13 protein-coding genes are annotated in these 12,921 nt (G+C 44.9%); 12 read left to right on the plus strand and 1 reads right to left on the minus strand.

Annotated features, from left to right (window positions below):
• Positions 1 to 19 precede the first annotated feature (19 nt).
• The 8 genes from H9Q77_RS07935 to H9Q77_RS07970 all read left to right on the plus strand — a co-directional run bounded on the left by H9Q77_RS07935 (position 20) and on the right by H9Q77_RS07970 (position 6,797).
• Positions 20 to 1,030 carry a GGGtGRT protein gene (locus tag H9Q77_RS07935; protein WP_022155099.1) on the plus strand — a complete coding sequence of 337 codons (1,011 nt, stop codon included), beginning with the start codon at positions 20 to 22 and terminating at the stop codon, positions 1,028 to 1,030.
• A gap of 234 nt (positions 1,031 to 1,264) precedes the next feature.
• Positions 1,265 to 2,812 carry a Y-family DNA polymerase gene (locus tag H9Q77_RS07940; RefSeq protein WP_249327082.1) on the plus strand — a complete coding sequence of 516 codons (1,548 nt, stop codon included), beginning with the start codon at positions 1,265 to 1,267 and terminating at the stop codon, positions 2,810 to 2,812.
• Positions 2,813 to 2,839: 27 nt separating this feature from the next.
• Positions 2,840 to 3,253 (plus strand): YolD-like family protein, encoded by a 414-nt coding sequence (locus tag H9Q77_RS07945; protein ID WP_022155097.1) that lies wholly within the window; start codon positions 2,840 to 2,842, stop codon positions 3,251 to 3,253.
• Positions 3,254 to 3,323: 70 nt separating this feature from the next.
• Positions 3,324 to 4,961: a glycosyltransferase family protein gene (locus H9Q77_RS07950; protein ID WP_249327083.1), complete on the plus strand. Its 1,638-nt coding sequence runs from the start codon at positions 3,324 to 3,326 to the stop codon at positions 4,959 to 4,961.
• 145 nt (positions 4,962 to 5,106) lie between these two features.
• Positions 5,107 to 5,541, plus strand: a complete 435-nt coding sequence (locus H9Q77_RS07955) for an NINE protein (RefSeq protein WP_022155095.1) — start codon at positions 5,107 to 5,109, stop codon at positions 5,539 to 5,541.
• Between the two features lie 38 nt (positions 5,542 to 5,579).
• The gene (locus tag H9Q77_RS07960; protein WP_022155094.1) at positions 5,580 to 6,032 is read left to right on the plus strand and encodes a DUF4190 domain-containing protein; all 453 of its coding nucleotides are present in this window, start codon (positions 5,580 to 5,582) and stop codon (positions 6,030 to 6,032) included.
• Entirely contained in the window at positions 6,016 to 6,444 is a 429-nt protein-coding gene (locus H9Q77_RS07965) for a DUF2752 domain-containing protein (RefSeq protein WP_022155093.1), read from the plus strand. The genes H9Q77_RS07960 and H9Q77_RS07965 overlap by 17 nt, the downstream gene beginning before the upstream one ends.
• Positions 6,445 to 6,506: 62 nt before the next feature.
• Positions 6,507 to 6,797 (plus strand): membrane protein, encoded by a 291-nt coding sequence (locus tag H9Q77_RS07970; protein WP_022155092.1) that lies wholly within the window; start codon positions 6,507 to 6,509, stop codon positions 6,795 to 6,797.
• Positions 6,798 to 6,867: 70 nt separating this feature from the next.
• Here H9Q77_RS07970 and H9Q77_RS07975 read toward each other — a convergent pair whose 3' ends face one another.
• Positions 6,868 to 7,368: a hypothetical protein gene (locus tag H9Q77_RS07975; RefSeq protein WP_022155091.1), complete on the minus strand. Its 501-nt coding sequence runs from the start codon at positions 7,366 to 7,368 to the stop codon at positions 6,868 to 6,870.
• A gap of 146 nt (positions 7,369 to 7,514) precedes the next feature.
• Here H9Q77_RS07975 and H9Q77_RS07980 point away from each other — a divergent pair, with 146 nt between their 5' ends.
• The 4 genes from H9Q77_RS07980 (at position 7,515) to ilvN (H9Q77_RS07995) (ending at position 12,865) form a co-directional block, all read left to right on the plus strand.
• Complete coding sequence (locus H9Q77_RS07980) at positions 7,515 to 10,037, plus strand: homocysteine S-methyltransferase family protein (RefSeq protein ID WP_249327084.1); 2,523 nt, start codon at positions 7,515 to 7,517, stop codon at positions 10,035 to 10,037.
• 47 nt (positions 10,038 to 10,084) lie between these two features.
• Entirely contained in the window at positions 10,085 to 11,701 is a 1,617-nt protein-coding gene (gene ilvB, locus H9Q77_RS07985) for a biosynthetic-type acetolactate synthase large subunit (RefSeq protein WP_249327085.1), read from the plus strand.
• Between the two features lie 19 nt (positions 11,702 to 11,720).
• Entirely contained in the window at positions 11,721 to 12,209 is a 489-nt protein-coding gene (gene ilvN / locus H9Q77_RS07990; RefSeq protein ID WP_022155088.1) for an acetolactate synthase small subunit, read from the plus strand.
• 137 nt (positions 12,210 to 12,346) lie between these two features.
• Positions 12,347 to 12,865, plus strand: coding sequence for an acetolactate synthase small subunit (ilvN, locus tag H9Q77_RS07995; protein WP_022155087.1), 519 nt, complete (start codon positions 12,347 to 12,349; stop codon positions 12,863 to 12,865).
• Positions 12,866 to 12,921 lie beyond the last annotated feature (56 nt).

Consider the following 12,921-nt stretch of genomic DNA (forward strand, 5'->3'; position numbering starts at 1 on the left):
ATACAGGAGGACAGAAAAAATGGCTTTATTTGAATCATATGAAAGACGTATTGATAAGATCAACGCTGTACTGAACAGCTATGGTATCTCCTCTATCGAAGAAGCAGAGAAGATCACGAAAGATGCTGGTCTGGATGTATACGATCAGGTTAAGAAGATCCAGCCCATCTGTTTTGAAAATGCTTGCTGGGCTTACACTGTAGGCGCTGCAATTGCAATCAAGAAAGGCTGCAGAAAGGCATCTGAAGCAGCAGCAGCAATCGGTGAAGGCTTACAGTCATTCTGTATTCCCGGTTCCGTTGCGGATACCCGTAAGGTAGGTCTTGGTCATGGTAACCTGGGCAAGATGTTACTGGAAGAGGATACCGACTGCTTCTGTTTCCTGGCTGGACATGAGTCCTTCGCAGCAGCAGAAGGTGCGATCGGTATTGCAGAGAAGGCTAACAAAGTTCGTCAGAAGCCTTTACGTGTTATCCTGAACGGTCTTGGTAAGGATGCTGCAAAGATCATTTCCCGTATCAACGGATTTACTTTCGTAGAGACCTCTTATGATCCTTACACCAATACCGTTACCGAGGTAGAGAGAATTGCTTACTCTGAGGGACTTCGTGCTAAGGTTAACTGCTACGGCGCTAACAGCGTTCCCGAAGGTGTAGCTATCATGTGGAAGGAGAACGTAGACGTATCCATCACCGGTAACTCTACCAATCCTACCAGATTCCAGCATCCCGTAGCCGGTACTTACAAGAAGGAGAGACTGGAAGCAGGCAAGAAGTACTTCTCCGTTGCATCCGGCGGCGGTACCGGACGTACTCTGCATCCCGATAACATGGCTGCAGGTCCCGCTTCTTATGGTTTCACCGATACTCTGGGCCGTATGCACTCTGATGCGCAGTTCGCTGGTTCTTCCTCTGTACCTGCACATGTTGAGATGATGGGTCTGATCGGTATGGGTAACAACCCTATGGTAGGTGCTACCGTAGCTGTTGCAGTATCCATCGAAGAAGCTGCTAAGGCTGGCAAGTTCTAATAAATCTGATTTTCAGAATTCTGAGACTCCCGATTTTTTCGGGAGTCTTTTTTCATAAAATTATTTTTGCAATCGAACATACATTCTGCTATAATATAATGAGCGCAAGGGAGCCAATATGCTTGCATAATTGGCGAACGGCGAATTTGATCATGATCGTTGTGAAGCAACGGTAAGCACCATAGGTGCGAATCATGATGTAATGAGTAACCGCAGCACAGAAAGGAGGCATTTATGGAAACATCATCACATACGTATATTGCTATGGATCTGAAGTCCTTTTATGCCTCCGTGGAGTGCGTGGACAGAGGCTTGGATCCACTGAACACCAACCTGGTGGTAGCGGATGCCTCCCGGACGCAGAAGACCATCTGCCTGGCAGTGTCACCCTCCCTGAAAGCCTATGGGATTTCCGGAAGAGCAAGACTGTTTGAGGTAATCTCCAAAGTACGGGAAGTAAATGCACTGCGGAAGGTAAGAGCTCCCGGAGGAGCGTTTACCGGAAAATCTTCTTTTGCGGATGAATTGCAGGAACATTCCGAATTAGAGGTAGCTTTTGTCACAGCCACACCACGTATGGCGAGATATTTAGAATACAGTACACAGATTTATGATATTTATCTGAAGTACATTGCACCGGAAGATATTCACGTCTATTCTATTGATGAGGTATTCCTGGATGTGACACAATATCTGAAAACCTATGGCATGACAGCGAGAGAACTGGCGTCCAAAATTGCAATGGAGATTCTCGAGAAAAAGGGGCTGACTGCCACAGCCGGAATCGGAACCAATCTGTATCTGTGTAAGATTGCCATGGACATCGTAGCCAAACATATGGAGCCGGATGAAAACGGTGTCCGGATCGCCGAACTGGATGAGATCAGTTACCGGGAACTTTTGTGGGATCATAAACCACTGACGGATTTCTGGAGAGTTGGCACTGGATACCGTCGAAAACTGGAAGCAGCCGGAATGTTTACCATGGGTGATGTGGCCAGATGTTCTATCGGCAGCACTCAGGATTACTATAATGAAGATTTACTCTATAAAATGTTCGGAATCAATGCGGAGCTTCTGATCGATCATGCCTGGGGATATGAACCGGTGACCATGGATCTGATCAAGTCCTATCGGCCGGAGACCAACTGTATCAGTTCCGGGCAGGTATTGCATTGTGCCATGGATTTTACGAAGACGAAGATCATAGTCCGGGAGATGGCTGAACAGTTGGCCATGGATCTGATGACGAAAAAGCTGGTGACAGATCAGATCGTACTGACTGTGGGTTATGACATTGATAATCTGAAGATACCGGAGATTGCCGATCATTATCATGGGGAGATCACGGTAGACCGTTATGGCAGGAGCGTACCAAAACATGCCCACGGCACCGGCAATCTTACGACAATGACTGCATCTTTAAGTAAGATCACGGAGACGACGATGGGATTATATGAACGGATCGTGAATCCATCACTTTTAACACGAAGGATCACTCTGACAGCCAATCATTTAAAAGATGCGGACAAAGTGAAGGACGAGCCGGTCTACGAACAGCTGGATCTGTTCTCCGGAGACCTTTTGTATGCTGGGCAGGAGCCTGCACAGGATACGACGCAGCAGGAAAAAGAACGTCTGGAAAAGGAAAAACATTTGCAGGAAGCAATGCTCCGGGTGAAATCCAAATACGGAAAAAATGCCATTTTGAAGGCAGCCGACTTACAAGAGGGCGCTACCACAATAGACAGGAATCGTCAGATCGGTGGTCACAAAGCATAATAAATAATCATAGAAAAAGGGTAAAAAATGAACGAGAAATATAAGGACATGCTCCGGCTTCCGCATCCTGTGTCCGCCACCCACCCCAGAATGTCGTTGCAGGACCGGGCGGCACAGTTTTCTCCCTTTGCGGCATTGACAGGATACGAAGATGCTCTGAAGGAAACGGCCCGTCTGACGGATCATTTTGTCGAACTGGATGAAGACAGGAAGCAGGAGATTGACCGGCAGATCGGTTATCTGCAACAGCACATGAGAGAGGAACTTACGGTAAAGATCACTTATTTCGTACCGGACACTCGGAAAAACGGCGGTGCCTACAACACTCTGGAAGGATGCGTGCAAAAAATTGACGAAAATAGCAAAAGCCTCCGGATACAGGGAACGGAGATATTGGTAGATAAAATCTATCAGATAGATTTTATCCGGGCAACATTGTAAATATTTATAGAAAATGCTACAATATTGCCCGGCAGACATTACTGAAAAGTTTGGAAAGGAATCTTTCGGAATGAAGAAAAAATATATCGGTACAGTTTTTTTCTCTCTTCTTTTACTGTTGTTATTTCTTCCGGTTTTCTTTTATGTTATTTATTACGGAAATAACGTAGATTATAATGCAATGCACAAAATTGTTACCGTGGAAGGAAACAGGGTCTTATTTTTATGTGCGATCGTGGGAGCCGCGGTACTTGGAATTCTTTATTATTTTCTCAGAAAACTTCCAACCACGCCCCGTACAATAACTGTATTTACGGCCGTTACCGTGGCGGTCTGTGTCCTTTTTTATATGATCAATGTCAATATTTCCAAATGTATAGCGTTCTACGGCGGCTGGGACTGCGGAATGGTGGCCAATTCGGCACGCTGGATCTTCGAAGGCGGCGAACTGGGATATGACGATTATTATACGATCTACAGCAACAATATTCCCATTACATGGCTTTTGTATAAGCTGTATTGCTTTTCTTCCGGTATGAAAGCGTATCCGTATAACCCGGAGTTTATATGGATCCAGTTCCAATGCGTAATGCTTTCACTGGCGGTATTATGTTCTGTACTTTTGGTGCTCAGAGTCAGTAAAAACCTGGGAACATCTATTATAGCACTGATTTTCAATATTGCCATTCTGGGAATTTCTCCCTGGAAAATCATTCCGTATACGGATGGCTGCACCATAGCGATGCCTGTTATGATCCTTTTCTTATATTCCATGGTGCGAGGCCGCAAAAGCAGGTGGAGTTATGCTCTCTGGTTCCTGCTTATGTTTCTCGGATGCCTGAGCGGCATTATGAAAGCGACCTGTTACGTGGCGGTAATTGCGATCGTCATAATTGATATTTTTTGGACCGCTTCGGAGGAGAGAGATGTTCGTTCCCGGTTATACGGACTGGGAGGGAAGATGTTACTGCTGATAATTGCCTTTTGTCTTGCATCATGGTGCAGGCAGGGAATGTATCAGACATTACACTACGGATACAATCCGGAGTTGGAAATCGGTTGGAGTAATTATATGTATAACGGTCTCAATGAGGACACCACGGGAGCCTGTTCCGGAGAGGGCCTTGAGATCGTACGGTCTTTTGCCGGTTCCGATAAGGCTTCCCGGATGCAATATGAACTTGCAGGAATCCGCAGAAGAATGCAGGAACGGGGACTACGGGGGACTTTAAATTTCTGGTTACGTAAGCAGGTCATGAATTTTAATGATGGCACCTTCAGCTGGTATCAGGAGGGATATTTCCAGGCCTGGGAATATCCGGAGCTTACCGATAGCTCCTTTATGGAGCCGCTGCGGAATTTCTTCTGGCAGGATGGCAGTAATTATATCTGGTTCACGACGGTAAGTCAGGGTCTGTGGATTTTTGTGCTGCTGGGAATTCTGGCAGAAGCGGTATTGCTTCTGGTGAACGCAATTGCGGGATTTCGAAAGTATGGTATGTCTGTCAGGGAGGAGTCGTCCGAACTGTTGAATATTTCTGTTACCATGATCGTTATTTTTATCGGTATGTTTTTATTTGTTATGTTGTTTGAAGCCAGGGCGCGGTATCTTTATAATATGATCCCGGTCTTTTCAACAATGGCAGTTCTTGGATGGTGCGGAATATATCGTAAATGCTTCCTGATGTTTGACAAAAAGCGGCAATAAGATATTTATTATATAAAAAATGCACGTTATCCGCTTTTATAATGTGAAAATACCACTGGTAAAAAATACAAGCATCTTGTATAATGTACATTGTTAGTTCAAATTATTTTATAAAATAGGAAATAATAAGAGGGAGGAAGAATTAATGTACTATTGTAAGAATTGTGGCGAACCTTATATGACGGATGAAGCTGTAATGTGCATAAAGTGTGGCGTAGCTAAGGGACAGGGCAATAATTATTGCCATAACTGCGGTAAGCCGTTAGCTCCGGATGCAGCAGTATGCTTAAACTGCGGCGTAGCTAATAAACAGGCTCCTGCACCGGATGCAAAATCCAAACTGGTTGCCGGTCTCCTGGGTATTTTTCTGGGTACATTCGGTGTTCATAATTTTTATCTTGGCTACACCGGAAAAGCAATCACACAGCTTGTGCTTACCATTGTTGGATATATTCTTTGCTGTGTTGTAGTTGGTGTTTTCCTGGTTATAGGTATATGGATCTGGAGTCTGGTAGAGGCTATTATGATCCTGACAGGCAAGATCAATGTAGATGGTAAAGGTAACCCGCTGGCAGATTAAATAAACTAAGATCCTGAAAGGATCGGAAAGAGGAAAAAATGGACGGACAGAATTTTGAAAATGAAAACAATGTAACGGTAGATACTACCGCAACAGAAGTAAGTTCTACAGCAGAACCCGCACAGGAGACACCTGCAGCAGAACAGCCTGCAAACAATTATCAAGACTATACTACTAATGTACAGCCTCAGGTAGCTGTAACAACACCTGTACAACCTGAGAACAAAGATACCAATGTGCTGGCTATCATCAGTCTGGTACTGGGTATTCTTTCTATTGTTCTCGGATGCTGTACCGGATGGATTGGTGCTTTGTTTGGTATCGGTGGTATTATCTGTGCAGTATTTGCCAATAAGCAGGGTAAGACCGGACTGGCAAAGGGTGGACTGATCTGCTCCATCGTCGGTATTGTATTGGGAATCCTGATCACCGTTCTTGCAGTAGTATTTTCTATGGCTATGGTAGGTTACGGCTTTGAAAGTATGTACTAAGAATAGCAGAAGTCTGGAAGATTATCTTTATCTGACAGGATGGATATTTCTTCTGACCGGCAGCATTGGAATCTATCTGTATCTTCATATAGTTATTCCGAATCTGCAGGGATATACCTGCGTGGTCTACCGATTGTTTGGATTTTATTGTCCCGGCTGCGGCGGAACCAGAGCGGTAAGTGCACTGCTTGCAGGACATCCTCTGTCAGCAACCTGGTATCATCCACTGGTAACTTATACCGTTGTTATCTTTGGAGGTTTTATGCTGACACAGACTCTTGCCAGATTACATATCGGTGGGATCAAAGGATGGAAGTTCCATGAGTGGCATCTGTATGCAGCTGTCGCAATCATGATCGGAAATTTTATTTTGAAAAACATTTTGCTTTTGGGTTTTCATATTTCACTATGACTGTATTTGCAATTTTTACATATACAGAATTTTTTAAGCACAAGAGTGCGGAGGGAGAAAAAATGAATAAAAAAACTACAGGTATCATTGCTTACATCACTTGGATCGGCTGGATCGTTGCGTTTTGCGCAGGTGATAAAGAGGGCGCTAAGTTTCATCTGAATCAGGCGCTGGTAATTCTGATCGGTCAGATCATTGCAAGCGCTGTCAATTTTATTCCTAAAGTAGGTGGATTTGTAGGTTCTATCCTGAGTATTTTCCTGTTTGTATGCTGGATCATGGGTCTGATCTATGCTTGCCAGGAGCAGGAGAAGGAAGTTCCCCTGATCGGTCAGATTAAAATTTTAAAATAATCATCTATCAGAAAAAAGAACAAGAAAATCCCCGGTGCATCAGCATCGGGGATTTTCTTGTTCTTACGTATTATTCTGCAGTAGTAGAAGCAGCATCTGCTGTTTCCTCTGCAGTGGTCAGATTTACATTTTCCGGTTGTTCACCATGCAGGAACGTAATAATGATCTGAATACGTTTATAAGCTCTTGCGTAGTTTTCTTTTGCATAATCGGCAGTCAATTGATTGTAGCCGCCGTTGCTGTAGGCTTCATGATAACTTTCCACTGCCTGTGTCATGTACGCGCTGGCTTCATCTGCCAGAGATTCCAGATAATCAAATTCCGTGGGAAAATCCAATTCCGCAAAATTCTGAAAAGAGGTATCCAGTTGATCCAGATATCCCAGCAATTCATCAGTTGCTGTATCCGATTCCGCATCTACGTTATTGATGGCAGTATCGATATCGGAGATTTCTGTGCAGAAGGCATCTATTTCACCCTTGAACTGTGTCAGCTTAGGATCTTTTCCACAAGCGGTAAGTGCCATGGCAGTAAGAAGTCCTGCGGTAATGGCAAGTATTTTTTTCTTCAAGATAATCATCCTCCAAATCATTTAATCCACATAAAATTTATCATATTCTGAGACTTTGCGCAACCATATAATGTTAAATCGTCCCCTTTACGAATAAAAGCACAATGTGGTATGATTAAAAGAATTAAGAAACAGGGAAGAGAAACATGACACGAGAAAAATTTATTGATTTCACAAAAGATCATATCATATATCTGGATGGTGCCACCGGCTCCAATCTGGTAAAGGCCGGAATGCCCTCCGGAGTCTGCCCGGAGCAGTGGATTCTGGAACATAGAGAGGTAATGCTACAGCTACAGAAGGAATACGTGCAGGCGGGAACCAATATTCTGTACGCACCTACCTTTACAGCAAACCGTGTAAAACTGGCAGAATATCATTTAGAGAAAAATATGTCCTCTATGATCCATGACCTGGTGGCGATATCCAAAGAAGCTGCAGCAAGTACTCCGGGACATCCGGTCTATGTGGCCGGAGATATCACCATGACCGGCGAGCAGCTGCGCCCTATGGGAAAAATGGAGCTGGAAGATCTGATCGCTATCTATAAAGAGCAGATTCTCTGCCTGGTGGATGCCGGAGCAGATCTGCTGGTAGTCGAAACGATGATGAGCCTGGCAGAGACCAGAGCGGCATTGATCGCTGCAAAAGAAGTCTGTGATCTTCCGGTGATCGCTACACTTACTTTTGAAGCGGATGGCAGAACTTTATTCGGCACAGATGCCAAAACGGCGGCAGTCGTACTGGAAAGCCTGGGTGCGAGCGCTATCGGTGCGAACTGTTCCACCGGTCCGGCACAGATGGAAGGCATCATCTCCGACATGGTATCCGTTACCATGATACCTATCATTGCAAAGCCAAATGCCGGACTGCCTTTTCTAGATGAAAACGGAACCACCTGCTATAACATGGAAGCAGAAGAGTTTACCGAAGAAATGCAAGTACTGGTGAATGCCGGCGCAACCATACTTGGGGGATGCTGCGGCACCACTCCGGAATTTATCCGACAGATCCATGACCGCTTTGGTACAGAGACAAGGGTAACGGCAGCCAGACGACCGGAGGACATCCGGTATCTGACCTCCGAACGCATTACCCACAGCTTCGGGCTGGAGGATGGTTTTTTTGTCGTGGGAGAGAGAATTAACCCTACGGGCAAAAAGGCACTTCAGGCACAACTGCGGGAAGGCAATTTTGAAAAGGTGATCCAGTTCGCCGAAGAGCAGGAAACCTGTGGCGCAAAGGTACTGGATATCAATATGGGGATGAGCGGTATTGATGAAAAGCTATGTATGCTCCGGGCGCTGGAGGAGGTAAGCGGTGTGACGAATCTTCCGCTGTCACTGGATTCCAGTTATGTGGAAGTACTGGAAGCTGCCCTTCGTAATTACCCGGGACGTGCTTTGGTCAATTCGGTGTCTCTGGAAACGGAAAAATTCGAAAAGCTGCTTCCTATTGTAGCTAAATATGGTGCAATGTTCATCCTGCTTCCTTTATCGGATGCAGGTCTGCCTAAGGACATTGAAGAGAAAAAAGAGATTATACATAAAATTTATGATCGTGCACTTTCACTTGGAATGCGAAAGGAAGATATTGTAGTAGACGGTCTGGTGGCAACCGTCGGAGCAAATCCAAAGGCTGCACTGGAGACGCTGGAAACGATCCGTTACTGCAAGAGCAACGGCTTCGCCACAATTTGCGGCTTATCCAATATTTCATTTGCCATGCCGGAGAGAGGTTTTGTAAATACCGCTTTTCTGACGCTGGCGATTCAGTCGGGACTGACGATGGCGATTGCCAATCCCTCTCAGGAGATGCTGATGAGCTGTGCGCTGGCAACCGATCTTCTCCTGAATAAAGAAGAGGCTGCACTCCGTTATATTGAATATGCCGGAGGCGTCAAAGAGCGCAGAGAAGAAAAAGAAGCGGAATTATCCAGAAAACTTGCTCTTTTGGAGCAACAGGGAACGAAGGCAGATTCCACGGACAATACAGAAGTGCCATCTGCTGTAACTGCTTCGAAAGATACCCCTCAGATCAATGAAATGCAGGAAAAACTGAAAACAGCAGTTCTGAAGGGGAATCGTAACGGTATTGTAAAAATAACAAACGAAGCACTGGAGAGTGGAGAAAAACCTGTGGAATTATTGAATCAGGTTCTGCTTCCCGCTATTAATCTGGTGGGAGAATATTTTGATCAGGGCAAGTATTTCCTGCCGCAGCTGATTGCCAGTGCAGAAGCAATGAAGAATTCTATTGAAGTACTGGAGCCTTTATTACAGACCGGAAACAGTGGGGAAGAAATGCCGGTAGTCGTTATTGCTACCGTAGAAGGCGATATTCATGACATTGGTAAAAATCTTGTAGCGTTGATGTTGAAAAATCATGGTTTCCATGTGATAGATCTGGGAAAGGATGTTCCTCAGGCCAAAATTTTGGAAACGGCAAAGGAACATCACGCTGAGTTTATCGCCCTGTCAGCGTTGATGACCACCACCATGCAGAGAATGCGGGAGATCGTAGCCGCTGCGAAACAGGAAGGTATCACCGCCAAAATCATTATCGGCGGAGCCGTGATCACCCAGGAATATGCGGATGAGATCGGAGCGGACGGCTATTCCAAGGATGCAGCAGATGCTGTGAAGCTGGCCAAAAGCCTGATGGAATAAAATAAACAGCGGAAAATTATGGAGTATAGATAAAGGAGTGGAATGACATGATTGGAGCAGATGCGATTATTAAATGTCTGGAAGAAGAAGGTGTAAGTACAGTATTCGGATATCCCGGAGTGGCGATATGTCCTTTTTTCAACAGTATTCTGGATTCCGATATTAAGACAGTATTGATCCGTACCGAACAGAATGCAGCACATGCTGCCAGCGGTGTGGCACGAATGACCGGAAGACCCGGAGTCTGTGCGGTAACCTCCGGACCGGGCGCTACGAATGTCATCACGGGTATTGCTACAGCATTTGCGGACAGTATTCCACTGATCTGTATCACCGGTCAGGTGAACAGCGAACTGCTGGGAAGCGATGTATTCCAGGAGGCGGACATCACCGGCGCTGTGGAATCTTTTGTGAAATACAGCTATCTGGTAAAAAATGTAAATGATATTCCCAGAGTATTCAGGGAAGCGTTTTATATTGCCAATACCGGTAGAAAAGGACCGGTGCTGATCGATATTCCCATTGATATTCAGAATGCCACGATCAAGAATTTTCATTATCCGGAAGAGGTAAACCTCCGCACTTATAAACCAACGGTCAAGGGACATGCCGTACAGATCAAAAAGGTGATCCGAGAATTGGAAAAGGCAAAGAGGCCTATTATCTGTGCCGGAGGCGGTGTATTGCTCAGTGAGGCGGAAGAGGAGCTTCGGGCATTTGCGGAAGAACACAGAATTCCCGTAGTGTCTACCATGATGGGAATCGGTGTCATGCCCACCGAACATCCTCTGTATTATGGAATGGTGGGCAATAATGGCAAGGCATATGCAAACCGTGCCATGAATGAATCGGATCTGTTGATTATGGTGGGAGCCCGTGTAGCAGATCGTGCGGTCAGTCAGCCGGATCTGATTACCCGGAATAAGGTATTGGTACATATCGATGTAGATCCCGCAGAGATCGGTAAAAATGCCGGTCCCTCCATCCCATTGGTCGGCGATGCAAAACACATTTTTCAGGATTTCCAGAAGGAAGAATTCAGTTGTGACTATGAGGAATGGCTTACTACCTTAAATGAGTATCGTTCCACAATGGAGAAAAAGAGAACCCCGAATCCCGATTTTGTAGATCCGGCTGCGTTCATTACCAGACTTTCCGAGAAAATGCAGGAAGACGGCATCTATGTCGCAGATGTGGGACAGAACCAGATCTGGTCCTGCGGTTATCATATCGTGAAAAAAGGGAAATTCTTAACATCCGGCGGCATGGGAACCATGGGATATTCCATTCCTGCGGCTATGGGTGCCAAAACAGCCGCGATGAACAAGCAGGTCATTGCCGTATGCGGTGACGGATCTTTCCAGATGTCTATGATGGAACTGGCCACCATCAGACAGCATCGGATCCCGGTCAAGATCATTGTATTGAAAAACAATTATCTCGGTATGGTTCGCGAATATCAGCACTATACCTACAAAGATCATTATTCTGTGGTAGATCTGTCGGGAAGTCCCGATCTGGAGAAATTATCCGCAGCTTATGATATTCCTTATCTGCGGTTGAATAATATGGAGCATGTGGACGAAGTGCTGGATACTTTTTTGGCTGAAGACAATACGATGCTGTTAGAATGTCTGATCGATCCTATGGATCTGGTGAAATAACAAAGGGGGCTGTACTGAGATGAAGAGAATATATTCCGTACTGGTTGAAAACCGTTCCGGTGTACTGTGCAAGGTGGCCGGACTGTTTTCCAGAAGATGCTTTAACATTGACAGTCTCGCAGTGGGAGAGACGGATGATCATGCGGTTTCCTGTATGACGATCGTGAGTTCCGGTGATGAACGTACTTTGGAACAGATTGAAAAGCAGCTGAATAAAAAGCTAGATGTCATTAAAGTAAAAACACTATCCCAGGAACAGTGTTATACCAGGGAACTAATGTTATTAAAAGTTAAATATAACAAGAATAATCGTAGGGATATCATAGAAATTTGCGACATTATGAAAACAGAGATCGTAGATATGTCAAAACATTTTATGATGTTGCAAATATGTGATTCACCGGAGAAAATCGATACTCTGATCAAGATGCTTCAATCGATCAGTATCGTCGAAGTAGCCAGAACCGGAACCCTTGCATTATCAAAATGTGCAGAAAACGATGATTAAAATACATCAATCATAATGTTAAATTCACTAATTGACATTCTGTAATCATCTTGCTATATTAAGAATACAATCGCTGTTTCATGATGGAAGCACATGATTGAAGAAAGAAGAAATACGAAAGGTATGGTATTTTACGCATGCAGAAGAGAGTATTTCAGTTATTGGTAGATAATACATCGGGTGTACTCAGCCGTATTTCCGGATTATTTTCCAGACGCGGTTACAATATCGAAAGTATTACGGCAGGAGTAACAGCAGATCCCCGCTTTACCAGAATTACCATTGTGACATCCGGTGATGAAGATATTCTGGAACAGATCGAGAAGCAGGTAGGGAAGCTGGTGGATGTCCGGGATATCAAGGAACTGGATCCGGAAGACAGCGTTTATCGGGAACTGGTACTGGTCAAAGTAAAGGTTGACCCCAAGAAGCGCCTGGAGACACGACAGGGAGTGGAATTTCTTGCCAATAATTTCCGCGCGAAGATCATTGATGTCGGTGCCGAGAACCTGATCGTGGAGTTCACCGGTAATCACAGTAAGGTTAATGCACTGATCCAGCGTTTTACAGAAGAGTACGAAGTACTGGAGCTCGCAAGAACCGGTATTACAGGTCTGGGCAGAGGTATTGAGAACGTAACTTATATCGAGGATTAGGCACACGTTTACGTTAGCTCTAGGGAATATCCCTATCAGTTATAAATCTTTAGTCT

Origin of the sequence: Simiaoa sunii (assembly GCF_014337175.1) — a bacterium.
Classification (GTDB): domain Bacteria; phylum Bacillota; class Clostridia; order Lachnospirales; family Lachnospiraceae; genus Acetatifactor; species Acetatifactor intestinalis.